27 protein-coding genes and 1 pseudogene are annotated in these 25,948 nt (G+C 67.4%); 18 read left to right on the forward strand and 10 right to left on the reverse strand.

The features are described 5' to 3' along the window. Positions 1–21 precede the first annotated feature (21 nt). Together GA0070561_RS27955 and GA0070561_RS27960 are read right to left on the reverse strand one after the other, a co-directional pair. Positions 22–783 carry a hypothetical protein gene (locus GA0070561_RS27955; RefSeq protein WP_091407087.1) on the reverse strand — a complete coding sequence of 254 codons (762 nt, stop codon included), beginning with the start codon at positions 781–783 and terminating at the stop codon, positions 22–24. 249 nt (positions 784–1,032) lie between these two features. After that, on the reverse strand, positions 1,033–1,374 hold the full coding sequence (locus GA0070561_RS27960) for a VOC family protein (RefSeq protein WP_091407090.1): 342 nt from the start codon (positions 1,372–1,374) through the stop codon (positions 1,033–1,035). Between the two features lie 194 nt (positions 1,375–1,568). Between GA0070561_RS27960 and GA0070561_RS27965 the strand changes: the two genes are divergently transcribed. Beyond that, positions 1,569–3,137, forward strand: a complete 1,569-nt coding sequence (locus GA0070561_RS27965; protein ID WP_091407092.1) for an LPXTG cell wall anchor domain-containing protein — start codon at positions 1,569–1,571, stop codon at positions 3,135–3,137. Positions 3,138–3,281: 144 nt separating this feature from the next. Here the strand turns inward: GA0070561_RS27965 and GA0070561_RS27970 are convergent, their stop codons facing one another. The 3 genes from GA0070561_RS27970 to GA0070561_RS27980 form a co-directional block, all read right to left on the reverse strand. After that, complete coding sequence (locus tag GA0070561_RS27970; RefSeq protein ID WP_091407095.1) at positions 3,282–4,103, reverse strand: alpha/beta fold hydrolase; 822 nt, start codon at positions 4,101–4,103, stop codon at positions 3,282–3,284. A gap of 19 nt (positions 4,104–4,122) precedes the next feature. Next, positions 4,123–4,692 (reverse strand): DJ-1/PfpI family protein, encoded by a 570-nt coding sequence (locus tag GA0070561_RS27975; protein ID WP_091407098.1) that lies wholly within the window; start codon positions 4,690–4,692, stop codon positions 4,123–4,125. Between the two features lie 89 nt (positions 4,693–4,781). Beyond that, complete coding sequence (locus tag GA0070561_RS27980) at positions 4,782–5,525, reverse strand: GntR family transcriptional regulator (protein ID WP_091407101.1); 744 nt, start codon at positions 5,523–5,525, stop codon at positions 4,782–4,784. Between the two features lie 462 nt (positions 5,526–5,987). Here GA0070561_RS27980 and GA0070561_RS27985 point away from each other — a divergent pair, with 462 nt between their 5' ends. The 12 genes and pseudogenes from GA0070561_RS27985 to GA0070561_RS34640 all read left to right on the forward strand — a co-directional run bounded on the left by GA0070561_RS27985 (position 5,988) and on the right by GA0070561_RS34640 (position 16,543). After that, positions 5,988–7,352 (forward strand): extracellular solute-binding protein, encoded by a 1,365-nt coding sequence (locus GA0070561_RS27985; protein WP_244166464.1) that lies wholly within the window; start codon positions 5,988–5,990, stop codon positions 7,350–7,352. A gap of 38 nt (positions 7,353–7,390) precedes the next feature. Then, on the forward strand, positions 7,391–8,299 hold the full coding sequence (locus GA0070561_RS27990) for a carbohydrate ABC transporter permease (RefSeq protein ID WP_244166465.1): 909 nt from the start codon (positions 7,391–7,393) through the stop codon (positions 8,297–8,299). Next, positions 8,299–9,210 carry a carbohydrate ABC transporter permease gene (locus GA0070561_RS27995; RefSeq protein WP_091407109.1) on the forward strand — a complete coding sequence of 304 codons (912 nt, stop codon included), beginning with the start codon at positions 8,299–8,301 and terminating at the stop codon, positions 9,208–9,210. Before GA0070561_RS27990 ends, GA0070561_RS27995 begins: the two co-directional genes overlap by 1 nt. Continuing rightward, positions 9,210–10,277 (forward strand): ABC transporter ATP-binding protein, encoded by a 1,068-nt coding sequence (locus tag GA0070561_RS28000; RefSeq protein ID WP_091407113.1) that lies wholly within the window; start codon positions 9,210–9,212, stop codon positions 10,275–10,277. Before GA0070561_RS27995 ends, GA0070561_RS28000 begins: the two co-directional genes overlap by 1 nt. Continuing rightward, positions 10,277–11,353 (forward strand): ABC transporter ATP-binding protein, encoded by a 1,077-nt coding sequence (locus GA0070561_RS28005; protein WP_091407116.1) that lies wholly within the window; start codon positions 10,277–10,279, stop codon positions 11,351–11,353. The genes GA0070561_RS28000 and GA0070561_RS28005 overlap by 1 nt, the downstream gene beginning before the upstream one ends. 258 nt (positions 11,354–11,611) lie before the next feature. Then, on the forward strand, positions 11,612–13,072 hold the full coding sequence (locus GA0070561_RS28010; RefSeq protein WP_091407119.1) for an NAD-dependent succinate-semialdehyde dehydrogenase: 1,461 nt from the start codon (positions 11,612–11,614) through the stop codon (positions 13,070–13,072). Then, the gene (locus GA0070561_RS33795) at positions 13,069–13,209 is read left to right on the forward strand and encodes a hypothetical protein (protein WP_167362507.1); all 141 of its coding nucleotides are present in this window, start codon (positions 13,069–13,071) and stop codon (positions 13,207–13,209) included. The genes GA0070561_RS28010 and GA0070561_RS33795 overlap by 4 nt, the downstream gene beginning before the upstream one ends. Position 13,210: 1 nt before the next feature. Further along, a complete protein-coding gene (locus tag GA0070561_RS28015) occupies positions 13,211–14,464 on the forward strand; it encodes an iron-containing alcohol dehydrogenase (protein WP_091407122.1) in 1,254 nt (417 codons plus the stop codon). A gap of 280 nt (positions 14,465–14,744) precedes the next feature. Then, positions 14,745–15,239, forward strand: a complete 495-nt coding sequence (locus tag GA0070561_RS33310; protein ID WP_141710472.1) for a hypothetical protein — start codon at positions 14,745–14,747, stop codon at positions 15,237–15,239. Positions 15,240–15,282: 43 nt separating this feature from the next. After that, positions 15,283–15,486: a transcription antiterminator/RNA stability regulator CspE gene (gene cspE, locus GA0070561_RS28025; protein WP_043326981.1), complete on the forward strand. Its 204-nt coding sequence runs from the start codon at positions 15,283–15,285 to the stop codon at positions 15,484–15,486. Between the two features lie 527 nt (positions 15,487–16,013). Continuing rightward, positions 16,014–16,271, forward strand: coding sequence for a transcriptional regulator (locus tag GA0070561_RS28030; RefSeq protein ID WP_091407126.1), 258 nt, complete (start codon positions 16,014–16,016; stop codon positions 16,269–16,271). 75 nt (positions 16,272–16,346) lie between these two features. Continuing rightward, a pseudogene (locus GA0070561_RS34640) lies at positions 16,347–16,543 on the forward strand (excisionase family DNA-binding protein). A gap of 154 nt (positions 16,544–16,697) precedes the next feature. Here GA0070561_RS34640 and GA0070561_RS28040 read toward each other — a convergent pair. After that, positions 16,698–17,810: a carboxypeptidase-like regulatory domain-containing protein gene (locus tag GA0070561_RS28040; protein ID WP_244166466.1), complete on the reverse strand. Its 1,113-nt coding sequence runs from the start codon at positions 17,808–17,810 to the stop codon at positions 16,698–16,700. A 241-nt stretch (positions 17,811–18,051) separates the two neighbouring features. Between GA0070561_RS28040 and lepB the strand changes: the two genes are divergently transcribed. After that, the gene (gene lepB / locus GA0070561_RS28045) at positions 18,052–18,573 is read left to right on the forward strand and encodes a signal peptidase I (protein ID WP_091407131.1); all 522 of its coding nucleotides are present in this window, start codon (positions 18,052–18,054) and stop codon (positions 18,571–18,573) included. 336 nt (positions 18,574–18,909) lie between these two features. Next, positions 18,910–19,614 carry a hypothetical protein gene (locus tag GA0070561_RS28050; RefSeq protein ID WP_141710473.1) on the forward strand — a complete coding sequence of 235 codons (705 nt, stop codon included), beginning with the start codon at positions 18,910–18,912 and terminating at the stop codon, positions 19,612–19,614. Positions 19,615–19,745: 131 nt separating this feature from the next. On the opposite strand, the gene GA0070561_RS33315 is transcribed toward GA0070561_RS28050, so the two are convergent. Further along, complete coding sequence (locus GA0070561_RS33315; RefSeq protein ID WP_141710474.1) at positions 19,746–20,144, reverse strand: hypothetical protein; 399 nt, start codon at positions 20,142–20,144, stop codon at positions 19,746–19,748. 436 nt (positions 20,145–20,580) lie between these two features. Here GA0070561_RS33315 and GA0070561_RS28060 point away from each other — a divergent pair, with 436 nt between their 5' ends. Further along, positions 20,581–21,120, forward strand: a complete 540-nt coding sequence (locus GA0070561_RS28060) for a hypothetical protein (protein ID WP_091407139.1) — start codon at positions 20,581–20,583, stop codon at positions 21,118–21,120. Positions 21,121–21,997: 877 nt separating this feature from the next. Here GA0070561_RS28060 and GA0070561_RS28065 read toward each other — a convergent pair. Then, positions 21,998–22,381 carry a hypothetical protein gene (locus GA0070561_RS28065; RefSeq protein ID WP_141710475.1) on the reverse strand — a complete coding sequence of 128 codons (384 nt, stop codon included), beginning with the start codon at positions 22,379–22,381 and terminating at the stop codon, positions 21,998–22,000. Positions 22,382–22,848: 467 nt separating this feature from the next. Between GA0070561_RS28065 and GA0070561_RS33320 the strand changes: the two genes are divergently transcribed. Next, on the forward strand, positions 22,849–23,085 hold the full coding sequence (locus tag GA0070561_RS33320; RefSeq protein ID WP_141710476.1) for a hypothetical protein: 237 nt from the start codon (positions 22,849–22,851) through the stop codon (positions 23,083–23,085). 470 nt (positions 23,086–23,555) lie between these two features. Here the strand turns inward: GA0070561_RS33320 and GA0070561_RS28070 are convergent, their stop codons facing one another. Then, positions 23,556–24,215 (reverse strand): response regulator, encoded by a 660-nt coding sequence (locus GA0070561_RS28070; protein WP_091407143.1) that lies wholly within the window; start codon positions 24,213–24,215, stop codon positions 23,556–23,558. Continuing rightward, entirely contained in the window at positions 24,188–25,477 is a 1,290-nt protein-coding gene (locus GA0070561_RS28075) for a sensor histidine kinase (RefSeq protein WP_091407146.1), read from the reverse strand. Before GA0070561_RS28075 ends, GA0070561_RS28070 begins: the two co-directional genes overlap by 28 nt. 125 nt (positions 25,478–25,602) lie before the next feature. Here GA0070561_RS28075 and GA0070561_RS28080 point away from each other — a divergent pair, with 125 nt between their 5' ends. Then, complete coding sequence (locus GA0070561_RS28080; protein ID WP_091407148.1) at positions 25,603–25,947, forward strand: hypothetical protein; 345 nt, start codon at positions 25,603–25,605, stop codon at positions 25,945–25,947. Position 25,948 lies beyond the last annotated feature (1 nt).

Consider the following 25,948-nt stretch of genomic DNA (forward strand, 5'->3'; position numbering starts at 1 on the left):
CGCCGAAGCGGAGTGCGTGGCTCACCCCTCGATCTGGCGCGGCCCGAGAGCCCGTACCAGCTCATCGATCAATGCCGGATCCTCCTCCAGCATCCGTTTGATGCTTTCGCTCACCTGCTCCGGGCCGAGCGCGCTCTCCATGTTCAGCTCCTCGGCCCCGACGTTGAGCAGTACCCTCGCCTGCACCTCGTTGAACAGTCGACCGTCCTCGGTGAGCAGTTGCGCCATCATCGCCGCGACAAAGCGTTCCCTCGCCTCCGCCTCGCTGGCCCCGGCACTGAAGCTCTCAAGCGCCGCAACCAGTTCTGGCGACGGTTCCCCGCCCACAGTCGCCGTAACCCGGATCGGACCCGACTCCGGTGCCGACTCGGCGGCAATGGCACCGCGAGAGGCTCGTTTCCCTGACACAAAGTTCCACGTCGACCGCATGGCGGGGAGCGCCTGGTTATTCCATGTCGACTTCACTGCTGGGACGGCCTGCTGGGTCAGCGCGGTCTTCGCAGCCGGCAGCGCCTGCTGCACCAACCATCTCTCGACATGCGGCGCGGCGGCCTTGGCAGCCCTCGTGGCGGCTTCCAGGGCCAGCGTCCTGACCAGATCCTTGAACTCCGAAGACGCTCTCCCCGGCCCTGCCGACCCCGTGCCGTCACCGTCCGGGATGAACGTGCCGTGGTCGACGAGCTTCCCGGCGCTGTTGTACAGATTCTGGTGAAGTCCACCCGCTTTGGACGTTCCTGGAATCAGCCCATCGGGATACTCAAAGCTGCCTCTGACGCTAGCCATTGCGCACCATGACCGGCACTGTAGCGAAGTCGTCCCGGCACTGGAATCGTACGAACGCCATTGCCCTTCAACCATTTGGCAGGGCCTTCGCGGGGCCGAGATACGTGGTGGCGGACCCTGTCCGGCAACGATGGCGCCCTCCGTCCGGTGCAGCTGGGGTCGCTCGGTCGCGGCAGCGACCAGGACGGCAGTGAGCACTCGACGCCCGGTCGTGGTGGCCTGCCGGCACGGCCGGGTCGCCGGCCTCCGTCAGACCGGCCCGCCGCCGAAGCCGATCTCGTTGCCGTCCGGGTCGCGGAAGGTGGCCTTGCGGACGCCGTTGTCGTAGGTCTCGCGCCCGGCCGGCTCCAGGCCGCGCTCGGCGATCTGGGCGATGCGGGCGTCGAAGTCGCTGACGAAGACGGTGTGCATGGCGTGCCCGGCATGGTCGGGCCGCACCTCGATGAACACGTATCGATGCTCGGCGAGCTCCCACACCGCCTCGCTGTCGTTCGGTAGGAACGACGGCGGGGCGCCGAGGAGTCGCTCGTACCAGGCCGCCGCGGCGGCGTAGTCGCGAACGGGGATGCCCGCGAACAGATCTACGGTCATGACGCCATGCTAGGGGCTCGACCCCGGAGGATCAGAAAAATGACCATCGCCCTGGTGCGGCACCCGACCTTACGGCGATGCTGCCCTCCGTTCGGCCAAGATCCGCCGCTGGCGCTCGAGTGGGGCGGCACCAGCCCTAACGGCCTCATAAGCTCCACGGGCTCCACTGATCAACCCCACGGAGGAACCCGGTAATGCCCAAGCAACTCGCCCGGCGCTGGCTTGCCGGGTTCGGCGTCGTAGGCGTGCTCCTCGCCGCCTCCGCCATCCCCGCCTTCGCCGCCCCTGCCGCCGAGGACCTCGATTTCTACGCCAAGGATGTGGTTGTCGCTCCCGGCGGCCCTGCGAAAGGATCGAACCTCTTTGCCCGCACCCGCACCAGCACCATGGAGTGGGGCGAATACACCGTCAAGGTTGACCGCAGCAAGGTCGCTGGCTTCGCCGACGTGGAGAACGCCGACAGTAACCCCTGCACCGAGTCTGGTGCGATCCTCACCTGCAAGGTGGTGGCAGAGGAAAACGACTACTACACGTACATCACCATGGTCAACCTGGTCGTGCGGGCGAAGGACAGTGCCACCCCCGACCAGCAGGGTGAACTCAAGTTCACCGTCACCGATGCCGAGGGCGGTTCGACCACCTACCAATCGACCGTCAGCATCGGTGAGGGCGTGGATCTCGCCGCCATCGAGCAGGGCCTCCAGCTGACAGGCGTCCTCGGCGGCACGCTCAACGTCCCGCTCACGGTGGCGAATCGGGGCGAGAAGGCCGTCCACGACGTGGTGCTGTACTTCGAAGGCGGCTACGGTTTCGGCCCGTCGAAGCGGTACAAGAACTGCGAGTACAGCCCCGCCGATGCCTTCCGCCACGCCTTCGCCTGCCGGTTCCCCAACACCATCGAGCCGGGCGGCGCCGCACGGCTGGACTCCAGCTTCGGTTTCACAGTGCCGACCGACGATCCGGCCCCGAACGGGCACACCGGCGTGGCGCACTGGTACACGCCGGCAGACTGGGAGGAGTCCCAGTCCTTCAACCCAACGCGACTTGGGCAGCAGGGCACCGAGGGGGAGCTGAGGCTTGAGCCGGTTGGCCCGCAAAGCAGGTCGCGGCAGACAGACGTCAACAACCAGAACGGCACTACGGTGATGAGACTCCAGGTCAGCGGTGACCAGGGGGCTGAGGTGGCGGCGCTCGGGACGCCGGCGACCGCGACCGGAAAGGTCGGCGCCACGGTGCCGTTGAAGGTCGGCTACGTCAACAACGGCCCAGCGGCCGTCGACGTTGACGGAGCCAAGGATCTCCGGGCCCGTACCGAGCTCTCGCTGCCGAGTGGCGTCACGGCCGTACGCGTTCCGATGACCTGCTCGAGCTACGGCGACTGGGTGCCTGGAAAGCCCGGCGCCAAGAAGTACCGCTGCGGCGAGCACAAACGTCTGGCGCAGGGCGAGAAGATCGAGTACGAGTTCGAGCTGCGCCTCGACGAGGCCGGCACCCGGGCCGCCCAGGTGCGGCTGACCTTCGACACAGGCGTGGACCTCAACCCCGCCAACGACAGCGCGACGATCACCATCATCGCGAGCGCCGACGGCGGGAGCGAGAATCCCGGCGGGGATGACGGCCAGGGAGGCGGGGACACCGATGGCTCGCTGCCAATCACCGGTGCCAAGGCCGGCCTGACCGCCGGCATCGGTGGCGTACTGCTCGCCGCCGGCGCTGTGGGCTTCGTGGTGGCCCGCCGCCGCAAGACCCGCTTCGTCGCCTGATCCACTCCCTGCACCAACCGTGCCCCGTCGACCTCAGGTCGGCGGGGCACGGGTTCGCTCTCATGACCTGCCGTGACTCCGCACAGTCGTCGTCCTGGCGCTCAAGAGCACTCGGCCCTGAGGTCGTGCAGCCTGCCGCAGCAGTCAGTGACCTCGGTCCGGGCGGAGGAAGCACGACAGCAGTTGCCTGAACTCCTGCGGGTGCTCGATCGACGGCACGTGCCCGCATCGGCCGAACACGTGCAGACGGACGTCGGCCAGGTGGTCGAGCAGCGGCTGGGCTGTCGTCTCGAGCGGGGTGACCCGGTCCTCGGCACCGTGTACGAGCAGCACGGGCGCGCGTACCGCTGCCAGGGTTTGCGCCGAGAGGGTGAGCTCGTCGACCCATCGTGCCCTGGGTGGCGGGAACAACGACGCGAATACGGCCTCCCCCGCTCGCATGGCGGCTGCACGGGCCCCGACGGCCGAATCGGTCACGAGCGCTTGGTCGAGGACGAGGCGACTCAGCATGTCTCGTGCCCCGATCGGGCCGGCGGGGGCGGCCCAGACCGCGTCGAGGTCGGCGGACAGCGGCGCCCCGGGGGCGCCCATCGTCGAGACCGCCACGACACGGGTGACCTGCTGGGGGCGTGCGGCCGCCAACGCCAGCGCCACGGCACCGCCCATGGAGTGACCCACCACGGCGTAGTGCTTGATACCGAGAGCATCCATCAGGCCCGCGGCCTGCTCCGTCCACAGCCGGAGCCCACCCCGGGAGCCCGCCGGGATGGGTGTACGGCCGAACCCCGCCTGGTCCGGAGCCACCAGGCGCCAGGACGCGTCCAGCGCCTGCGCCGTCGTTGCCCAGGCGCCGGACCCGGTCGTGCCGGGTCCGGAGCCGTGCAGCATCAGCACCGCAGGCCCCGTGCCGCTCTCCAGGACGTGGACGGGGGAACCGTCGACTGTGACGGTCCGAAGTGCCGTCACCGGGGCAGGCCAGGTGTGCTCATGCCGATGCGGGGTCGACAGACTTCGAGAAGAGTTCCATCATCGCCCTGCCGAATTGCGGCATGTCGGGCCACCCCCGGCAGGAGACGAGGTTGCCGTCCACGACGTCGGGAGCGTCGATGACCGTCGCGCCCGCGTTCTCCATGTCACCGGTGATCGGGGGGAAGCAGGCTGTCTTCCGACCCTTCAACAGCCCGTACACGGCTGGCACCTGCGCGCCGTGGCACACCAGCGCGATGGGGAGGTTGCGCGCGAAGAAGTGCTCGGTGATACGCCTGACGTCGGCGTCGACCCGGATCCACTCGGGGGCACGTCCCCCGGGGATGATGAGGGCGTCATAGCGCTCGACGTCGACCTCGGCCCAGGGCACGTCGACCGGCAGCTTGCGGCCGTTCTTCTCCACGTAGGCGTCGGAGTTGGGGTCGAACTCGTGGATGACCAGTTGCACGTCGCGCATCGTCCGTGACGAGACGTCGACGTCCCAACCGCCCTCCTGCACGCGGTAGTAGGGATACATCGTGTCGAGCTCCTCGGCGGCGTCGCCGGTCAGGAGCAGCGCTCTGGGCACCTGCTTCTCCTCGCATCTGGGGGCGGGTGAGGTGGATCCAATCCGATCCGATCAGGATTGAGTCAGCATTCCTGGGCCCAGCGTGCCCGTCAAGCCTCTACCGCCATTCCGTCCGCGCCCTCGATCTCGTCGAACAGTCGTCGGAAACGCTCGCCGGATCGCAGGATGTGCCGACGCATCGCGTAGGCGGCGGCGTCCGGGTCACGCGCGGCGATCGCCGCCACAATGTCCTCATGCTCGGCCATGGCCAGGTGAGTGACCTGGGTGTCGTGGTGAAGCCGGAAGAGGTGCACGTGGCTGTGCAGGCGAGCGAGCGCTTCACGGATGACCTGGTTCTCCGCGCTCAGGGCGACGAGATCGTGGAAAGCGGCGTCGCGTAGGCCGAAGGCGCCGTAGGCCGTTGGCCCGTTGCCCCCCTCCAGTTCCGCCATCTCCTCCAGCATGCGTCGCAGACCGGCCACCTGCTCCAAGGAAGCGCGTTCTGCGGATCTGCGCGCCGCCGCCGGCTCGAGGAGCAGGCGGACCTCGAGCATGTCCTCAAATCGGTGACGGGTGATCTGGGGAGGAATGCGGTAGCCGGCATGGGGCACACGCACGACGAGGCCCTCGGCCTCCATGCGGTTCAGAGCGTCTCGGATCGGCGTCTGCGAGACCCCCAGCTCCCGCGCCAGGACGTCGATCGTGACGCGCGAGCCAGGCTCGATCCGTAGCGACATCAGCTGTCCGAGCAGCGTGTCGTACACCTCGTCGGCAAGCCGGCCGCCAGATCTTCCCGGTGGCGTTCCGCCCGTCACGGCCCTGCGGCCCCGCGCGATCATCGCTTCGTCGTCCATCGTGACGTGAGGTCCTTCCTTGCGCCTTCGGGAAGCTGTTGACATCGATCGCAACGCTGCGGGATGCTGACGCCCCCACCGGGATCGTATAGGAAAGGTGGCGAATGGTCGCCATCCTGCACCCATGGCGGCGCTGCCCGCCATCGCTCCAGTTCGATCACCTGAAGCTCCCCTCGGCATGTTCGACGTCCTGCTCGGTCCGTCACCGGGCCGCAGATGGGCCGACGGACCTTTCGACAACATGAAGACCCGGTACATCGCGGCGCACTCGTGACGCCGGTCCGCGGGTCGGCCCCCGCGACGGCCCGGCAACACGCCTGAACAACCCAGCAACTGCTCGGCGAAGCACATAGCGAGGTTCTAGAAGTCCCCACCCAGAAAGCAGGCATAAAAATGCGCTCTCCGAAGCGAATAGGAAGAATGTCCGCTCCCGGCCGAAAGGTGCGGCTGGCGACAGCGGCCATGCTGCTGGTGGCCACGACCGTGACGGCTTGCGGCGATGGCAAGGACGACGGCGAGAAGGCGAGCGCCCCCAAGGCGCCGGCGACCATCCCAGAGCTCACCAAGGACCCGCTGACCCTCAGCTTCATCTGGTTCGACTGGCCGCCCGCCAAGGCACTGGAAGCCTTCGCGAACGCGGAGTACAAGAAGGAACGGCCGAACGCGACCATCAAGGTCAACACTGTGCCGAACGCGAACTGGCACGACGCGATGTTCACCCAGTTCGCGGCGCGCAAGACCGACTTCGACATCGCGATCCTGGACTCGCAACACATCGGCGAGGCCGTGACGAACGGCAACATCCTCGACCTCACCGACTTCGTCAAGGAAAACATCGACGTCGCGGCGTACAACCCGTACCTCCTGGCGGCGTACGGCCAGTTCCCCCAGGCGGAGACCGGCAAGCGCGACGAGAACGCCAGCCTGTACGGCCTGCCACTGCTCGGCGACACCTGGACGATGATCTATCGCAAGGACCTGATCGGCGACAAGCCGCCGCAGACCTGGGACCAGATGATCGCAGCCGCCGAGAAGTGCCAGGCGGACAACCCCGGCGTCAGCGGGCTGGCTTTCCACCAGGCCAACGGCTCCGACGCCGCGGCCGTCACCTACAACACGGTCAACGGCGTCTACGGCGGCAACCTCTGGGATTCCAAGACGCGCAAGATCGATGGCGTCATCAACGACGCCGCGGGCCAGGAGGCGATGGACGTCCTGGTCAACAAGATGAAGCCGCTGACCGCCAAGGGCTCCGGCAACTGGTTCATCGACGAGGTGAACGCGGCTGTCGCCCAGGGCAAGGCCTGCATCGCGTTCAACTGGATCGCCGCGAGCGGCGGCCTGCTCGATCCGAAGCAGTCGACGCTCGGCACCACCCGGGAGCAGATTCTCGACAAGCTGGGCTTTGCCACCCTGCCGAGCCAGAAGACGAACCTGGTCCCTCTCGGCGGTATGGGGATGCACGTGTCGGCCTACTCCGCCACGGCGAACCAGACCGAGGCCCTGAACTTCATGAAGTGGTTCGAGCGGGCTGACGTCCAGAAGAAGTGGGCCGCGGCCGGTGGCGTGCCATCGCGTACGGACGCCCTGGAGTCGCCCGAGTTCCTCAATGCCGGGCCCTTCAACCAGGTGTACACCGACTCGGTTCCACGGATGCGCGACATGTGGAACGTGCCCGAGTACGCGCGCCTCGTCGACATCGAGAACACCAACGTGAACGCGGCTCTCAACGGCGCGAAGAAGCCGAAGGATGCGCTCGACGACATCGCCAAGGAGCAGCAGAGCGTGCTCGACTCGAGCAGCCGCAAGGGCGGCGGCGGACTGTGAGTGAGCCCGTCCCTCTGACGACCGATCACCCCGGGCAGGTGGCGTCGACGACGCCACCTGCACCGGGTCGGTCCCGCCGGTTGAGCGACCGCTGGCTCGCCGTCACCTTCATCTCCCCCGCGATGCTGCTGTTGCTCGCCATGTCGGTGTTCCCGTTGCTGTGGGCGTTGTACCTGTCTTTCACCGACTACTCGGCCACCCGCGGGGGGCCCGCCAATTTCATCGGGTTCGGGAACTACACCGCCATCCTGACGTCGGCGCAGGTCCACACGAGAGCCTTGACGACGTTGATCTACGTGGTCGGCGCGGTCGGCCTGCAGACCGTGCTCGGATTCGGCATCGCCTACCTGATCTCACGGCGCACGCATGGGCGAGGAGTGCTGACCACCCTGTTCCTGGTCCCGATGATGCTGTCGCCGGTCGTGGTCGGGCTGTTCTGGCGGTTCATGCTCGACGCGCAATTCGGCGTGGTCAACAGCATGCTCGGCTCGATCGGCCTGGGGCAGGTGGAGTGGCTCACCCGGCAGCGAACAGCACTGCTTTCCCTGATCGTGGTCGACACCTGGCAGTGGACACCGTTCATCATGCTCATCGCGCTTGCGGGCCTTACCGCGGTTCCCAAGTACCTCTACGAGGCCGCTTCGATCGACCGGGCGTCCGAGTGGTTCCGGTTCCGCACCATCACTCTTCCGTTGGTGTGGCCACTGCTTCTCATTGCCGTGATGTTCAGGGCCATCGAGGCATTCCGGCTGTTCGACCTCGTCTACATCCTGACCAACGGAGGCCCGGGTGTCTCCACCGAGACGTTGTCGTTCCACATCTACAAGGTCGCGTTTCTTGGCTTCAACACCGGAACCGCCTCGGCGTACGGGATCCTCATGGTCCTCGTCGTCATCGTCCTCACGCAGTTCTACCTGCGTTACTTGAACAAGCTCAAGGAGGGCTGATGGCCGTCTCCGTCGACGAGGCCGTGTCCACAGGTCCTGCCCGCGATCACACGCCTCCCGCGCGCCGCTTCGGCGGCCGGGGCCGCTCCGTGCTGGAGGTCGCGCTGCTGACCGTGCTGGCCGTCGTGATGCTCTTTCCGGTGCTCTGGATGATCGAGACGTCCATCAAGGAAAACCGGGACGTCTACGCCATCCCGGCCAAGCTCTTCGACTTCACTGTCACTCTGGAGCATTACAAGGACGTGTTCGTCGCCCCAGACGGCGGGCGCTCGGCCTTGTCCGTCTCCTTCCTCAACTCCGTCGTGGTCGCCGGAGCCTCCACGGTGCTGGCCACCGTGTTGGGAGTCCCGGCGGCCTGGGCCTACTCACGCTTCGCCGTGAAGGCCAAGAAGGACCAACTGTTCTTCATCCTGTCCACCCGCTTCATGCCGCCCGTGGTGGTCGTGATCCCGATCTTCCTCATGTACCGCCAGGTCGGACTCATCGACAACAAGCTCGGCCTGATCCTCATCTACACCGCGTTCAACGTCCCGTTCACGATCTGGATGATGAAGGGGTTCGTCGACGAGGTGCCCGCGGAGTACGAGGATGCCGCCATGCTCGACGGCTACACCCGTCTGCAGGCGTTCTGGCGATACACCCTTCCCCTGCTCGTGCCCGGCATCGCCGCGACGGCGGTCTTCGCGCTCATCTTCTCGTGGAACGAGTTCGTGTTCGCCACCTTCCTCACCTCCAGCGACAGCGTCCGGACGGCCCCACCCGCCATCGCGGGCCTCATCGGCGGCACCACTACGGACTGGGGTCTCGTGGCGGCCGCCTCCGTGGTGTTCGCCCTACCGGTGCTCGTCTTCGCGTACCTGGTGCGCAAGCACCTCATCGCCGGCGTGACGCTCGGGGCGGTGCGACGCTGATGGCCGGCATCGAGGTGACCGCCCTGCACAAGCGCTACCCGGACGGGACAGTCGCAGTTGAACACGTGGACCTGTCCATCGGCCACGGCGAGCTGTTCGTGATGCTCGGCCCCTCGGGTTGCGGCAAGACGACCACGCTGCGGGCCATAGCCGGCCTGGAGAGGCAGACGGCCGGCGACATCCGCATCGGCGACACACTGGTCAACGACCTGCCACCCGCCGAGCGCGACATCGCCATGGTGTTCCAGTTCTACGCCCTCTACCCGCATCTGAAGACCCGCGACAACCTGGCGTTCCCGCTGCGGGCCGAGGGACTGCCCAAGCCGGAGGTGCACGAGCGGGTCAACGAGGCCGCCCGGCTGATGCGGCTTGGTCCGCTCCTGGACCGGCGACCGCGCCAACTGTCCGGCGGGGAGCAGCAGCGCGTCGCGCTCGCTCGCGCCCTGGTGCGACGACCGCGCGCCTTCCTCATGGACGAACCTCTCACCAATCTGGACGCGGAGCTGAGGGCGGACATGCGCACGGAAATCAAGCACCTGCAGGGAGAGCTGGGGGCGACGATGGTCTACGTCACCCACGACCAGGTCGAGGCGATGTCGCTCGGTCACCGAATCGCCATCCTCAACAAGGGCCGCGTCGAGCAGATCGGCACACCGCTGGAGGTCTACGACCGTCCGGCGAGTCTCTTCTGCGCCGCATTCATCGGCTCTCCGCCGATGAACCTGATCGAGGTGGAGGTGGCCGACGGGGAGCTGCGCGGTAAGGGCGGACTGGTCCTCACGCCACCGCCAGGCCTGCCGCGCGACGGTTCCCTGATCGCAGGCGTCCGGCCGGAAGCGCTGGAGGTCACCGCACCAGGGGCGGAACGTTCGGTCCCGGCCCGCGTGGTCTCGGCGGAGTGGCTGGGCGACGAAATCATCTACGTGGTCGACCACGGCGGCGAGCGCGACGTCCGGGTTCGGATGCCACCGACTGTCCGTTTCGCCGCTGACGCAACGGTCGGGCTGCGGCACACCGGCGGGACCCCGGCGGTCTACGACGTGAGCACGGAAGAGCTGGTGGCCTGATGGGAACCCTGGCAGCGCACGGGCTGCGCAAGTCCTTCGGCAAGGTCCAGGCCCTGGACGGGGTGACGCTGGACGTGCCGGACGGCTCGTTCTTCGTCGTGCTCGGGCCCTCCGGGGCAGGCAAGACGACAACCCTACGAGCGATCGCCGGCCTGGAGAAGCTTGACGCCGGGTCGGTACATCTGGACGGCAGGGACGCGACCGGTGACGCCCCGGCCGCACGTGACCTGGCCATGGTCTTCCAGAGCTACGCCCTCTACCCCCGACACACGGTGTACGAGAACATCGCCTCGCCGCTGCGGGCACGCCGCTGTTCCTCGAGTGAGATCGCCGCTGCCGTCGAGCAGATGTCGAGCCTGCTACACATCGAACGTCTGCTGCAGCGTCGTCCCGCGCAGTTGTCGGGCGGTGAGATGCAGCGTGTCGCCCTGGCCCGGGCGCTGGTCCGCCGCCCACGCGCGTTTCTCATGGACGAGCCCCTGACGAACCTCGACCTCAAGCTCCGCGTCGAGATGCGCACCGAGCTCACCCGCATCCACCGGAGCATCGGAGCGACCTTCGTCTACGTGACCAACGACCAGGTCGAGGCCCTGTCCATGGCCGACCAGGTCGCCGTCCTCAAGGAGGGCAAGGTGCAACAGGTCGGAACGCCGACCGAGGTGTACGAGCGTCCAGCCAACCAGTGGGTCGCGGGATTCGTCGGAAGCCCGCCGATCAGCCTGCTCGCCTGCCGCGCCGAGGGAGATCGTCTGGTCGGTGCGGAAGGCTGGACGCTGCCGCGGCCCCGCTGGACCACGGCCGAGGACGGTCGTCCGTTGTTGCTGGGCCTGCGCGCGGAGGACCTGTCCGTCGAGCAGCGTGGGAACGCGTCGTTGTCCGGAGAGCTCTACGGGCTTGAGCCGCTCGGTGACCGGACGGTGGTCGACGTCCGAGTGGGGACGGAGATCGTCAAGGTCAAGGCACGACCGACCGTCACCGGTACGCCGGGAGAGCGGCTGCTCGTCACTGTCGACCTGGACCGTGCGCACCTGTTCGATGCGGACACCGGGCTGTCGCTGTCCGAGGCTGGGCGGTAATTGCGCCGGCGGCGACGGCAACATGCGCCCGCACGTGGCAACCGAGCCTCGGACCGTCACCAGCGCGCCCGGCCTGACGGCGCGGAGACGACCGTGGCCCGAGAAGGCGGAGCGTCGCCCCGCAAACCGGGCCGAGGCCAACTTCGACCCGCTCGGCAACCTCGCCCCCGACGAGGGGTGTGACCCGTCCGTCTACACGCACAGCGCGATCGCTGAGGCACGCCGGACATCACGAAGAAGATCACAGGAGGCGACGCGATGAGTGACCCGATGAACGTGCTGGCCCCCGAGCATCGGCGGCTGCGGATCGGCGACGCCTGGCGCGACGCCGCAAGCGGAGCCACCTTTGCCGTCGAGGACCCGGCCACCGGCAAGACCATCGCCGAGGTGGCGGACGCCGACGTCGTCGACGGGCTCGCCGCCCTGGATGCGGCCAGCACGGCGATGGCGGAGTGGGCGGCGACCCCGCCGCGCAAACGGTCGGAGTTGTTGACCGCGACGTACCGGGCACTGACCGAGCGATCCGAGGAGGTCGCCCGGCTGATAACGCTCGAGATGGGCAAGCCGCTCGCCGAGGCTCGGGGAGAGGTGGCCTACGGCGCCGAGTTCTTCCGTTGGTTCGCCGAGGAGGCGGTGCGCGTCGAGGGGCGCTACAGCATCGCTCCCGCGGGTGGATATCGGATCCTCACCGTGCCGAAGCCGGTCGGACCGTGCGTCTTCGTGACGCCCTGGAACTTTCCGTTGGCCATGGGTGCCCGCAAGATCGCTCCTGCGCTGGCTGCGGGGTGCACGACGATCACCAAGCCAGCAGGCCAGACGCCACTCACCATGCTGTTCCTGGCCCGCATCATGGAGGAGGTCGGGGTTCCCCCGGGCGTCGTCAACGTGGTGACCACCAAGCGTTCCGGCGAGGTGGTCTCGGCGCTGCTGGCCGACGGTAGGACCCGCAAGCTTTCGTTCACCGGGTCGACCGAGGTCGGGCGCGTACTGCTCCGGCAGGCGGCGGACAACGTGCTGCGCACCTCCATGGAACTGGGCGGCAACGCGGCCTTGATCGTGTGTGCCGACGCTGACCTGGACGTCGCGCTCGACGGTGCCATGGTGGCCAAGATGCGCAACATCGGGGAGTCCTGCATCGCGGCCAACCGGATCTACGTCGAGGAGCCGGTGCGCGAGGAGTTCGCCGCGCGCTTCGCCGAGCGGATGGGCGCGCTTTCGATGGGCCATGGTCTCGACGACGGCGTGAAGGTCGGGGCGTTGATCGACGAGGCCTCGGTGACCAAGATTGACGAGCTCGTCGCCGACGCGGTCGATCGCGGCGCCCGGGTCCTGGTGGGCGGCGAGCGTCCGGACGGGCCGGGCCACTTCTACCCGCCCACGGTCCTCGTCGACGTGCCCGACGATGCGCGGATGCTGAAGGCGGAGATCTTCGGCCCGGTGGCGCCGATCATCTCGTTCACGTCCGACGACGAGGTGATGGCGAAGGCCAACGACACCGAGCATGGCCTGGCCGGATACGTCTTCACCCGTGACCTCCAGCGGGCGCTCCGGTTCGCCGAGGGGCTGGATACGGGGATGCTCGGCATCAACCGTGGTCTGATATCGGACCCGTCAGCTCCGTTCGGAGGCGTGAAGCAGTCCGGGATCGGCAAGGAGGGGTCGCACGAGGGCATCCTCGAGTACCTCGACCTCACCTACGTGGCGATCGACCTCCCGTGACCGGCCCGCTGCTCCGGGCGCCCGGCGCGCGCGCCTGCGCCACCCGGGCGGCCAGCCTTGCCGACGCCGTCCCGGTCTCGCAGATGACCTGGACGTCCGCCCAGCACATCGCCGCCGACGTTCCGGAGAGGCACTGACATGCTTGAGACCGTCCGCGGACCACGCCAGCTGATAGTGGGCGAAGGGGTCGCGCAGAACATCCCACGAGTGGTGGCCGAGAGCGGGTCGCGAGTCCTCATCGTGACCGACCAGGTTCTTCTGAGGCAGCCGGGCGTGGCCGAGATCGTGGCGGCCGTACGGGAGAAGGTCACTGTCGTCCAGGTGTTCTCCGACGCGACTCCAGACGTACCACTCTCCGATGTCGCAGTGGCCGTCTCGGCCGCCGCCGAGGTGGACGCGGACGTGATCCTCGCCATCGGGGGTGGCACGGTGATCGACCTCGCCAAAATCGTCGGCGTCATCCGGCGCCACGGTGGGACGCCACGCGACTACTACGGCGAGTCGAAGGTGCCGGGGCCGACGATTCCTCTCGTCGCGGTCCCGACCACGTCAGGCACCGGCTCCGAGCTCACACCCGTCTCGGTGTTGACCGACCCGGACCGCGAGCTGAAGGTGGGGGTTTCCAGTGTCCACATCGTGCCCGACTTCGCCATCGTCGACCCCGAACTCACCTACACCTGCCCGGCGACCGTCACCGCCCACTCCGGCATCGACGCGTTCTGTCACGCCGTGGAGAGCTACACCGCGCGACCCCGGGCCCACGGACCGCGCGACCCGGTGGAGCAGGTGTTCCTCGGCCGCAACCCGATCACCGACCACTACGCGCTCCGGGCCGCGGAACGGATCGCCCGTAGCTTGCGCCGTGCTGTCACGGACGGAGGCGACACGGACTCGCGCGCGGACATGTCCTACGGGTCCATGCTCGCCGGGCTCGCCTTCTCCCATGCGGGCAACGCGGCCCCGCACGCTCTCCAGTACCCCATCGGCGCAGCCACGCACACGCCGCACGGCCTGGGCGTCGGGCTGCTACTGCCCTACGCGCTGGACGCGGCCAGGGATGCCATCGGCGACCGGTTGGCCATCCTCGCCAGGGTGTGCGGGCTCGACGTGACCGACGCCTCGGACGCCGAGGCCGCAGACACGTTCCTCTCCTGGCTCGACGGACTCCTCGCCGACATCGGCATCCCTCGCACCTTGGCGGACATCGGCGTGGCACGCGCCGACCTCCCCCGCTTCGCGGAGATGGCCAGTGGCGTCACCCGTTTGATCCAGAACCATCCGGGCCCGACCGACACCGCCAGCCTGACCGCGATCCTCGAAGCGGCCTGGACCGGGGACCGGACCCGACACGCCCTGACTCCGAGCAGAGACAGTGACCGGCCTTTCACATGACGACGAGCTCCCTGCCCACCCTGGGTGCCGGAACGCTCGGCTACGACGTCGCAGCCTTGCTCCCGTCACCCACCCCGACCAGGCTGTGATGAGCGTCGGCTACGACAGCCCCTCCCAGTTCAGCCGTGAATACCGCCGCATGTTCGGCACACCGCCCAGCAAGGACACCCAACTCCGCACTCCGCCAGCAGAACTCCTCACTGCGCTGCCCTGAGCCTGATCCTGTCGGGATCTTGGTGTTTCCCGCGGTGTGGCTGCGGAGCGCGTTCGTGGTCCAGGAGTGCTTGGGGCCGACCCCCGCGCGGCCCTGCTGGTTGACCAGGAGGCATGGATTCGCGGTGCCTGTCCAGCGACGGTTCCGGAAATCCAGCCACTGGCGCAGGAGTTGGCAGGTGAGGTCGTCCAGCGGCCGGGCCCAGGCGGCGACGACGATGCTCCGGTTGTCGAGGTCGACGTCATCAAGGCGCAACGCTGGGGTCTGACTGTCGCGCGCACCGTGCATGGCGGCCAAGGCGAGCGCGAACCGGCCACAGAGGTGGTCGCGGCGACGACGGCCTGGTCGACGTTCGCTTCACGGTTGTGGCCAGGGAAGCAGACAGTTGACCAGGCCGACTCACCTCCACCGGATCGACGAGGGATCATGTGCTACGGTAGCCGAGTTGCAGTTTTGATTTCCGTAGACGTTTTCCAGCGCCTGATGGGGTATCTGAAACCATCCAGGCGCTTTTTCGTTTTTCGTGTCGTTTCGACGCGGGTGATCAACGCGGCGGCGTAAGGGTCCGCACAGTGCGGTCTCTAACAGCCTGCGAGGAGCAGACATGACTACAGGTACCGTGAAGTGGTTCAACGCCGACAAGGGCTTCGGCTTCATCAGCCCGGACGACGGCGGCGCCGACGTCTTCGCCCACTTCTCCGCGATCTCGGCGAGCGGCTTCCGCAGCCTCGACGAGAATCAGAAGGTGGAGTTCGACGTCACCCAGGGCCAGAAGGGCCCGCAGGCGGAGAACATCCGCCCGCTCTGATCCACACTCTGCGAACGGCGGCCCGACTGATTCAGCGGGCCGCCGTTCGGCGTTTCATGCGGTCACCACGGCATCTCAAAATCGTCTGATCGGCAGAAGTCCGGCCATCCGCTCCCCCACCATCGTGGACGAGCAGTCACCAGCAAACAGGGTGCGCCTGCCCGTCGCGACTCACCCGCCGTGGGCAAGGGGTTCGTGTCGGTGGACGGCCACGGACCGATGCCCGACGTGGGACACGCCTAATCGGTGCTATCCCGCTCAGCTGAAGATCAGCCCGCCTTGACGGGCCGCCGCCGAGACCGCCATGGCCCTGCTGCGCAATCCGATACTGGCCGAGCAATGGTTCCCCGCCCAGCCACTGCCGGACTTCTCCACCGGCGGCCTCGCCCGCCATCTGGCCAACCAGGTCACTCTGACCGTGACGTTCCTCGCCGCGCCGGCAGGAGAATCGGCGATCTCGGCGTCTCGAACATACCGGCTGGGAAGCTGGCAGACTGCCCGAGCGACGAGCCACTATGGTGCCGGGTATGACCGCCGCAGAGACCCCGGAGCACATCACCCGGACCCGCATGGTCACCGCCCGGGCGGTCCTGCAGGGCCAAGCCGATCTTCGTACGTACCCCTATCGCCTACTGGCCGTGGTCTCCCATCACGGCCTCGGCGGCGACAAGGTCAGCGAGGCGGTTGCCGCCGCCGAAGTCCTCGGCCAGTTCGGCTGGGACCTCGTCAACGTCTCGGAATTCGCCTCCAACAAGATCGTCTACGCCTTCATGCGCAAACGGTGACGAGGGCTTTCGGTCCCTGCCGGACCTGACGCGGCTGGGCAGGTGACCGCCATCGGGTAGCGATCCGTGGATCTGTTGACCGCCCCCATCGTGCCCAAGCGGCACTCCCCGGCCGAGGTGGCCGCGATCCTCGGTTACCGCTTGTCCAAGGTGAAGATGAAGATTGCCCCCGGGGAACTGCGCTCGGTCAAGGACGGCAAGTACCGCCCCATCCTGCCGGGTGGATCGATGAGTACATCCAGACTCAGATCGATCGTCAGGAAGCAGCCTGATGTCCGGCAAACGCGTCAACGGCGAAGGCTCCATCTTCCCGTACCGCAATGGGTTCGCCCTTTGGAGAACCGCCGGTTCTTCACCTCGCGGGCCGGTGCACCTAGGGTGGCGCAACCGCCATGCACCGGATATTCGACGCTGAGGCGTAGCCACTCAGTTAGAGGGCGGCCCGCCATATGGGTCGTGGCTGAACTGCTGGACGCCGCCCTGCGGCGGCCCGCCGTACGGGCCGGGAAACCCGTCGGCCGACGGCCTCGTGTGCAGCACCATGGTCGGCGTGTCGCTCATGCCCGCTCCGGCCGGCACCGCCAGCTGAGTCGCCGCGTGCGGAGCCCGCTTGTCCGGCGTGTTCCGGCGGCGGTTCACCATCAGGGCCAGTGTGCCCAGGCCGGCGGCGACCAGCAGGCCGCCCAGGATGTACGGCAGGGAACCGCTGCCCTCGTTGCTGACCGGTTCGAGAGCGGGGGGTGCCGCCGCGACTACGCCGATCTCCGGCTCGGGAGCCCCGTCAGCGGCCGCCGTTGCGGTGGGCGAGGGCGGGGTTGTGGCGGGCGCGGCCACGGCGGCCAAGGTCAGCCGCACGCTCGCGATGTCACCGGCGGGGCCCTGTACGGTCGTGCGGGTGGTGCGATAGCCGTCCAGGGCTGCGACGATCGTGATCCGGCCCTTGGCGATCGTCTTACCGGCACCCGACTTGATCGAGAACCGGCCGCTCCGGTCGCTCGTCGTACGGTATTCGTGCCCGGCGCTGTCCCGGACGGTCAGGGCCACGCCGCCGATCCCCTTGCCGCTGGTGTCACGGACCTGGCCAGACACCCCCTCCACCTCGGACGACGACTTGTCCGCACCGGGTTGCGGCGCGCCCCCGCCGGGTAGCGACGTGCCCGGGCCGAAAACGTAGACCATCTTGTAGTCGAAGCTGTTCTGCCCGCCGAGCCGTACGGCGACCGAGATGTTGCGACCGGAGATCTCGCCCGCGCTCACCTGGGGCGCGACGACGGTGGCCTGAAAGTCCTGGCTCTGGCCGGATTTGAGGTTCGGCTCCACCCGGCAGCCGGTGGTGCATTGCAGGCCGCCACTGACCACCACGATGGCCGTTTCGGCCTTGCTCCCGTTGTTCGTGACGCGGAACTGAACGCGAACCTTGTCGCCGGGCTTCACGTTCTCCGCTGACACGCTCAGGATGCTGATGGGCGCCGGGGCGCCCGCCACGGGTGTCGCGGACACCGCGAGCGTCCCCCCGGCCAGCGCGATCAATGCGGCCACTCGGGCCCATCGAGCACGTAAGCGTGTCGTCACTTAATACCACCCTCTCCACGGGCAGGGGACATCGCCCGATGACACCGCAGGACACTATGCCCTGTCGGGATGGGTGGCGACTCCTGGGCCCTACCCGGCCTCTCACAGGGGACCTCGCGCCGCGACCAGGAGCCTCGCCTGTGCAGTGCCGGGTAGCGCCGCGTCCGACGGACCGCACGGCACAGCCTCTTCTGGCAGGATCCGCCGGATGCGCAAACTGATAGTGCTCCTTCTCCTCATGGCTGTTGCCGGGTGCGGCGACGATAATGCGACAGAGACGGGAGCCACCGAACAGTTCACCCAGGGCGGCGTCAGTATGGAGCCGACGGTCAGGGCCGGCCAGGTCGTCACCGCACGGACAGTAACCGGGATGTACGAGGCACGACGCGGCGATGTCGTCCTGATTCGTTCCCCCGGCGACCTCTGGGGTGACCGCAAGGTGCCGCTACTCAAACGCGTCGTCGCGGTTGGCGGCGAAACCATCGCCTGCTGCGATACCTCGGGCAAGGTGACGGTCGACGGTAAGCCGCTGGCCGAGCCGTATGTGGCTGAGGACGCGTCGCTCGACGAGCCGCCGAACGCAGACTTCTGCGGCCCGCGGCGGTTCGCCGCGGTTACCGTGCCGGCCGACTCCGTCTTCCTGATGGGCGACAGCCGCGCCCGGTCGAACGACTCCCGGTGTGCCGGGCCGCTGCCGGTGTCGTCGGTCTTCGCCGTAATGGTCGGCTGACCCGGGGCGCACCTGACACTTGCCACGGACGTACCGAGGTGGCTGACGTCAAGCGCTCGGACGGCGGCAGAGGGTACGTCCAGTACTGGCTTCTCAACCTTCGGCACCACTCGTAGCCGTAGGCCCCACCCAGTCGCGCCCTACCACTCCGCGCCCTATACGCACCACCATTGGCACCTAGCTGGCACGCCGCCGCCATCTGATCCACAGGAGCGTCGCATCCGCCGGCACCGGCCTCGTCTCCCGGCTAGCTCGTGGCCAGCGTTCATCTAGTGGCAGCCGTTGGCGTCATCGGGGGGTCAGGCTGGGGCCAGCGATCTCTGCCAGAATCGGCCGATGCCCATGATTCCAGGCTATGAGGACGACCCCTTGGTCGATGGGGCGTACCTGATAGACGAGCCGCTGTTCTGGGCGAGCCACTTGTTGCAATGCACCAACGGCGTCGAAGAGCCCCTGTGTGCGGGATTCGGAGTCAGCAAGGCCGACCTGTTGCAGTTTTTCGAACGCGTCAGCGCTGAGCACCAGTGGCCAACGCTGTCAGTCCCGCTCTCGGCAGGGCACGTGCTTCATGTCTTGTACCGCAACCTTCCCGGGGAAGGAGGGTACGACTATCTGCTGCACCATCCTGACTGGAAGGCGACCGTTCCCTTGGCAAGGGTCGAAGGTTGCTTCAGGGGACCTGGGCTGTGCTGGCCAGAGTTGCTCGCCATCGCGCATAAGGCGGCCGAAGCCGGGTCGGCCCCGCGCCTTGACCCTCAGACCTTCCTTCTGTTGTTGCCGATCATGAGTGACGCGGACCTCCCCCTGGACGCGGACGACGTCCTCGCTGCGATGTTGACCGCCTGCGGCGCCGCTGGAGAGGCGGGGGCGCTGGCTCGGATACTCCTTGAGGAGCAGGGCTGCTGGGGTCCGCAGCACTGGACTCTCACCTCGGCCGGGCGGATCAGCGAGACCAGGTACGCGTTCCGCCGCCCTGGGGCCATGTCGTCAGACATGCTGGCTCAGGTCAGTTTGCTGCTGGGGCCGGGTGGCAACGCTTGACAACCGCGCTGCTGCGGGGACCTCTTTGGCTTTTGATCTAGGAGCGCGGTCTGCTGTCGTCCGGGCTTGTCCACTGGCGTCCGCACCGATCGTCATTCAGTTAGTCACCTGCCCGGCATGTCGTTTAATCGCTAACCGTCGGATCGAGTCACCGAACGCCAGGCGTCGAAGGCCCATGTGAGGTCGGCCGTGTCCGCGCTGATGAAGGTCGTTTCCAGGTATGTTCCGTCGATGAAGTTGAAGCCGTAGAGGGTGAACTTGACGTCGCCGTCTTGGCGGTAGAGCCAGGCGGCACGATGACCGACCCCGTCTCGGCCACCCTCACCCACCTTGCCTGTTGGGTTCGGCGGTAGCTCGGCATCGAGCGAGGCGATGATGTCGGCCCCATTGGCGCACCGCCATGAACCTCCTGGCCCGACCCGCATTGTACGGCCGGCTGCGCGCCACGTCGTGACGCCGTCTTTGGCGGAACCCCGCGTCCAGGTATCAGAAAGCTCGATCGACCAACCATCGCCCAGAAACCTCTGCACGTTCCAAGTGTGCCCCCACGGCCTGGCGCGGTTCCTCTGTCGGCCACGGGCTACACGAGAAGAGAAGTAACTCTTCGTCCCCGAAGGAACGATCAGCCGTCGATAAGCTGCGAGAGCGGCGGCCCGAACGTCCGCCAGCATTCACCCTCGTCCGTCCTTACCTGCGGTGGTCGTCACCCAGTTGGTCACCCAACCGCCTACGACAGACGTTGAAGCGGAACTCGGAGCCACTACTCCGCCACAAGCGGAGACGACGCTCAACACCTGCTCACACGGCATTCCGGGTTGCCAGCGTTGATCGCTGCTTGACGACGTTTCACGTCATCTTGTGCCCCCTGTGCCCCGCCACTGCCGGGAGGCTCTTTGCTTGCGGCTGGCCATGGGTGCTGGCGGCAGAGGCGCAGCACCTCAAGCCTTAGGTCGGTAACCTCGCGCCGTGACGTCTGATGATCAAGAAGGCTGGTCGTTCGCCACAGCACGGGTTCCGGCCCAGTTCGGCGCTGCGATCCACCCGCTCACACCCGGTCTGCAGCACGCTTGGGGCGACGAGGAAACCCTGTGCGGCCTCGTCGAGGACCAGATTGAGTTGTACCGACACCTTTTCGACCGTGAGGACGCCTCGGCGTGCCCGATCTGCCGGCAGCAGGCGGCCGCCGCGCCGACCCGGCCCTGCGAACAGGAACGCTTGCACGACCGGCTTCTGGCGGCTGCGGCGGGACCGATGCGCGAGGACCTGCTCGACGCTCTGCGCCAAGGTGCCGAGATCAAGCTGTGGATCAACGGCCCCGCCGTCAGCTTGGCCAAGCACTACGCTCAGCTGGACCGGATCGTCGAAGGCAGCCCCGCCCTGATCGCGGCGCTTAGCGTCAACGGATCCGTCGGGCTTGCCAGGGTCGAGCACGGACCGTGGCAGTTCATCGTCGTCCTGCCCGACCATGGATCTCCCCTGATCGCTCGTGCAAGGGCCGACCGGTAGACACCGGCCGCCACCGCCGGATAGCAGGCGGCGCAGCAGACGCTGTCGAACTCGCCATCCCGTCTGCCATCGACCCGCCCTCCTGGGGAGGGACCGCCGGCCGGCCCGCCACGTCAAGCGGACCTTGACGGCTCGTACGGACGCTGGCGGACCGGGTGGTGGTCTGCTCGGCTTGCCCGGGTCTATGACGGGCGGGATAGCCTTCCGCAACCACCCACGGACCGCGACCCGCCGACGGTGCCTCGGCCCCCGCTGGCCCTGCCACCGCGTCCCGCTGGCCTTATGGCACGTCTGCTGACCGAATCCGTGGCAGCCCTTCCTCGGTCAGCGCAACCGTCAGCGGAACCTCACGTGACGGCGTTCTCTCGATGCTGTCCCGCAACGACCGGTGCACAGGGCACTCGCACGACGGCTGCAGCGGCTTCGGACACCGGGCAAGAGCACGTTTAGTTGCTGGACCCCATCAACGGCGACCGGCCACGACCAATGTATGTCCCACGGCTCCTCCCAGGGCTGGTGGAAACAGTCATGATCGAAGTGCACGAGAAGCCCGGTCGCACACTGAGGACAGGCGAACAGGCTGCTCCAGCGGTAGTTGACCTGGTGACCGGGAGTACCGTGCGGCACGCCCCAACTGCCGATACGAACAACGGTGCGCTGGTCCACTCGACAGGCGACGCAGATGCGCATGGTTGACCCTCCTCTGCCATCTGGCGACATCCGCGCAGAGATCGACGCAATCACGGACGCCGTCAACTTAGCGACGCGCAGCGTGTCAAGGGAGGCAAGGCATCGATGCGACCATCCACTGACACGCGTACCAGTAGCGGGTGGTCGCCAGGATGCCGATCCGACGTCAGGCGGCCTGTGACCACGGCTACGAGCGGCAGGTTGAAGTTGGACTGGATGAGGAAGGCCGCCCCGCCCACCGGCGCGCCGTGAGGCCCTGCAACTGGTTGACGACGTTCGTGCCCCACGCCGGGTTGGGCAGGTACCCGAGACCGAGACCGTCCCCGTTCGCCGCGATGAGGGCGGCGTCGACAATGCCGGAGAAGGCCGAGTCGCCGGTCCAGATGCCGGATCCGACCACCGACACGCCGGGGGTCGACGTGTACGGGTTCGGGGCGGCCCCCACCCCGGCGCCGATCCCGAGGAAGTCCGAGTCGTCCTGTGCGAACTGGTAGGAGAAGCCGGCGAGCGCCGCGGCGGCGTACTGCGGCGGGAGGCCGGTGGAGACCGGCGACGACATGGTCGACGACATCTGGTCGACGGTGATCCCGTTCTGGTTCTGCAGCAACAGGCCCGGCGGGTTGGTGGCTCCGAGCCAGGCGATGACCGCGACCTCGGCCCACGACTGGGTGAGGTCGACCTGGTCGAGGAGCAGTTCCTGGTCGAGAATGAGTGAGGTCGCACTGTTTCGACGCGATCGGCTGAGCCGCGGGCCCGGGGACCGAGAGGCGTCACGGTTGTCAAGACGGCTCAGGTCGTGCGGGCCACACGCTGCGAGACCAGCTTCAGGATGTCCCCGCTGCCGCTACGCTGCCCGTGGCCGAGATGGACCGACTCCTCACCCTCGTCGGCGTCCGAGCGCGTAGACCACCAGCACGAGGGACTCGACCCCGCGACAGCCTTATGTGAAGCCTCCGGGCAGCACGACCTGTTGCCCCACGATCGGCGATGCGCTTCCCAACGTCGGCAAGAGCTGGAACAGCGTAGGGTCGGCGTGCAGTGAAGGACTTCGCGCCCGCCGCGAGTCTTCCGTCACCTGCACGCCGCGATCAGGCGAGTACCACGCTGCACGTTCACCGACCTGCTCCAGGAGGTTCGATCATGTCCAAGGACTCGACGAGCAAGGCGAACGTCAAGAAAAAGGGTAAGACCATCAAGGAAAAGCAGACTGCGAAGCGCCTGAAGCGCGACGAGCAGAACGGGCAATCCTCAAACATCGTGTCCACCGGGCGCTGACCCCGGCAGCATCGCCTAATTCTCCGAACACGGCGATGAAGGTGGGGACTGACAATCGTCGGGTCCCCACCTGCGCTGCTGCCGTAGAGCTGCGGACCAGTCGCAGAATCCAGAGGATCCGCCGGGGCCGGGACGCTATCCGAGGACCAGCAGACCAAGGATGATGAGCTGCGCCCCATTCCGAGATGAGAGCCGCAGGCAAAACCGCTGCGTTGGAGCTGGCTGACGCAGCGAGCACGGGGCCCCCAACGCCCACCGACGCCGCTCCCGCCTACCAGCCATGACCCCAGTACGCGAGCGGACCATCGTGGAGGACTCCGTGAAAGGCCTGGTCCGTCAACGCGCGCCATGGTTGATCTGGGTCATCTGCGGATCGCAGCTCGACGGTACGCAGAGCACCCACTGCTGAATCTGGCAACCCTGCTAGCGCGCGTTGGCGGCCTCGCTGAAGGAAAAAGCGCAGGCCAGGGTCAGGCGCGGAGGAACGTGAGCACCGCCAGCACACGCCGGTGGTTCTCCTCGGCCTGCGGCAGGTCCAGCTTGTGAAAGATGCTACGGATGTGTTTCGCGATCGCCGCCTCAGTCACCACCAGTCCGGCGGCGATCGCGGCGTTGGAGCGGCCCTCCGCGACCAGCGCCAGCACCTCGCGCTCGCGAGCGGTGAGCGGTCCCAAGGGGTTCCGCCGCCGGCGCAGCATCTGCCGCACGACCTCGGGATCCACGATGGTGTCCCCTCTCACGACCCGGTTGAGGGCGTCGAGAAACTCTTCCACCTGCCCGATGCGGTCCTTCAACAGGTAACCGAGGCTCGTCCCGTCACCGACGTTGAGCAATTCCGTGGCGTACACCGTCTCGACGTACTGACTGAGCACCAGGATCGGCAGGCCGGGGCGGATGCGGCGCAACTCCACGGCGACACGCAGCCCTTCGTCCCTGAATCCCGGTGGCATGCGCACATCGGTCACGACCACGTCGGGATCATGCGTCTGCACCGCATCGCGCAGGCTGTCGGCCTCGGACACCGCGGCCACGACCCGGTGCCCGAACCGCGCCATCAGGCCGATCAGACCCTCCCGCAGCAGAACGCTGTCCTCGGCGAGGACTATTCGGAGCCCGGTAGTGGCTGGCAAGAAATCTCCACGACTATCTGGGTGGGTCCACCCAGCGGGCTGGACAGCGACAGTCTGCCATCGACGACAGAAACCCGGTCGCCGAGACCGAGCAGGCCCGTCCCCGCGCCGACGTCGGCACCACCGCGGCCGTTGTCGCAGATGGTTACCACCAAGCGGCCATGCGAATAGCCGCCGAAGATCTCGCCGTGGTCTGCGCCGGAGTGCTTCGCCATGTTCGACAGCACCTCCGAAACAACGAAATAGACCGTCGACTCGATCGGCCGGGAGAATCGCTGCGGCAGGGCAAGGTGAACGTCCACCGGAATCGCGGATCGAGCCGCGAGATCAACGAGCGCCGCATCGAGGCCGTAATCGGTGAGGACCGGTGGATGGATGCCGCGAATCAGTTCCCGCAACTCCACGAGAGCCCTTTCGGCCTCGTCGTGCGCGCGGGTCAACTGCTCAGCTAGCGGTCCGGCGGGCGCGTCCAGCCGGGCCATGCCGAGCATCATCGTGAGCGCCACGAGGCGTTGCTGTGCACCGTCGTGCAGGTCCCGCTCGATGCGCCCGCGCTCGGCCTCAAACGCGTCGACCAGGCGGAGCCGGGAGCGGGTGAGCTCGGTGATCCGGTCGCCCAGCGGACTGACCGGCGAGACGATGAGGAATCGGGCCAGCGCCCCACGGGAACCAGCCAGCAGACCCAACCCGTACGCGCAGGCAACCAGAGCGACGAGCCCCGCGGCGCAGGTGGCGAAGGCAGCTGGCCAGGAGGTGACCGGGTACGCCTTGAGCACGTTGACCTGCTGTCCTTCGCCCACGGTGGCAAGCAGGAGCGGGGTGGCGAGCAACGCGAGCGGCACGGTCAGCCCCAGGATCACGGCGAGCAGGTCGATCGGCCAGAGCACCAGCATGAGCAGCGCCGCATATCCCAGTTCGCGCCACGTGACCGGCTCGGTGAAACGGGTTCGCAGCCACGAGGCGGGGCCCGGGCGCGGCGGGGTTCGGTGCGCGTCCGGCACCGGCCGGGCATCGATCATCCGCAACGACCAGCGCTCGATGCCAGCCACGGGCAGGCCCAGCAGAGCGATCGCGCCGAGCAGGGGGATGCCGACGACCACCACCGCCAGCAGCCCGCCGACCGAGAGCAGAAGCAGCGCGACGACCAGCGTCAGCAATCCGGTCAATCCACTGACGGTCAGATATCCCACCGAGCGCAAGAGCCAGCCGGAACACAGGAAACCGGGCCGACCCAAGGCCTGCCACACATTCTGCGCGATCACTCGGACAACCGTAGACGGGGCGTGATCGCGTCACCAGCCAGCAGGTGCGACCGGAGAGGCAGTGCCCCGCATGACCAAAAAGACTCGCTTCCGGAGAGGCTCGCGCGCTCGTCATTCCGGTTTTCTTGATCAAGTACGACCGCATCGGCAACCACGCCACCGAGGGCGATGACCCGATGACCGGTTGGCTGGCCAACAACATCACGACGATTGAGCTGTGGGGCACACTGCTCGTGGTCCTTTTGCGACTGGCGCTCGAGGCAGCAGTGCCCTTCATCGGCATCCGCGCTGATCACCCGCAAGCACCAGCGGTGCGCAACGGCGAGCTCAAGCGGCCGTCGGCCTCGCACCGGAGAGCCGGCGGTCACATCGATCCGAGCAGCCCGATTCCCCTGGCCCGTATCGCTAGCACTACCACAAAGACTCACCCCCGCGAGACTGTGCACAGTCTCGCCGTACACCAACGTTGAA

The organism is Micromonospora saelicesensis, assembly GCF_900091575.1.
GTDB lineage: Bacteria > Actinomycetota > Actinomycetes > Mycobacteriales > Micromonosporaceae > Micromonospora > Micromonospora saelicesensis.

Excerpts from the sequence above, each read along its gene's own strand:
- GA0070561_RS28065 (WP_141710475.1), bottom strand. The coding sequence starts at position 22,381 with ATGTCGTCGACCATGTCGTCGCCGGTCTCCACCGGCCTCCCGCCGCAG.
- GA0070561_RS28050 (WP_141710473.1), top strand. The coding sequence starts at position 18,910 with ATGCCCATGATTCCAGGCTATGAGGACGACCCCTTGGTCGATGGGGCG.
- GA0070561_RS27995 (WP_091407109.1), top strand. The coding sequence starts at position 8,299 with ATGGCCGTCTCCGTCGACGAGGCCGTGTCCACAGGTCCTGCCCGCGAT.
- cspE (WP_043326981.1), top strand. The coding sequence starts at position 15,283 with ATGACTACAGGTACCGTGAAGTGGTTCAACGCCGACAAGGGCTTCGGC.
- GA0070561_RS27985 (WP_244166464.1), top strand. The coding sequence starts at position 5,988 with ATGCTGCTGGTGGCCACGACCGTGACGGCTTGCGGCGATGGCAAGGAC.
- GA0070561_RS28005 (WP_091407116.1), top strand. The coding sequence starts at position 10,277 with ATGGGAACCCTGGCAGCGCACGGGCTGCGCAAGTCCTTCGGCAAGGTC.
- GA0070561_RS27955 (WP_091407087.1), bottom strand. The coding sequence starts at position 783 with ATGGCTAGCGTCAGAGGCAGCTTTGAGTATCCCGATGGGCTGATTCCA.
- GA0070561_RS28015 (WP_091407122.1), top strand. The coding sequence starts at position 13,211 with ATGCTTGAGACCGTCCGCGGACCACGCCAGCTGATAGTGGGCGAAGGG.
- GA0070561_RS27965 (WP_091407092.1), top strand. The coding sequence starts at position 1,569 with ATGCCCAAGCAACTCGCCCGGCGCTGGCTTGCCGGGTTCGGCGTCGTA.
- GA0070561_RS27980 (WP_091407101.1), bottom strand. The coding sequence starts at position 5,525 with ATGGACGACGAAGCGATGATCGCGCGGGGCCGCAGGGCCGTGACGGGC.
- lepB (WP_091407131.1), top strand. The coding sequence starts at position 18,052 with ATGCGCAAACTGATAGTGCTCCTTCTCCTCATGGCTGTTGCCGGGTGC.
- GA0070561_RS28010 (WP_091407119.1), top strand. The coding sequence starts at position 11,612 with ATGAGTGACCCGATGAACGTGCTGGCCCCCGAGCATCGGCGGCTGCGG.
- GA0070561_RS28000 (WP_091407113.1), top strand. The coding sequence starts at position 9,210 with ATGGCCGGCATCGAGGTGACCGCCCTGCACAAGCGCTACCCGGACGGG.
- GA0070561_RS28030 (WP_091407126.1), top strand. The coding sequence starts at position 16,014 with ATGACCGCCGCAGAGACCCCGGAGCACATCACCCGGACCCGCATGGTC.
- GA0070561_RS27960 (WP_091407090.1), bottom strand. The coding sequence starts at position 1,374 with ATGACCGTAGATCTGTTCGCGGGCATCCCCGTTCGCGACTACGCCGCC.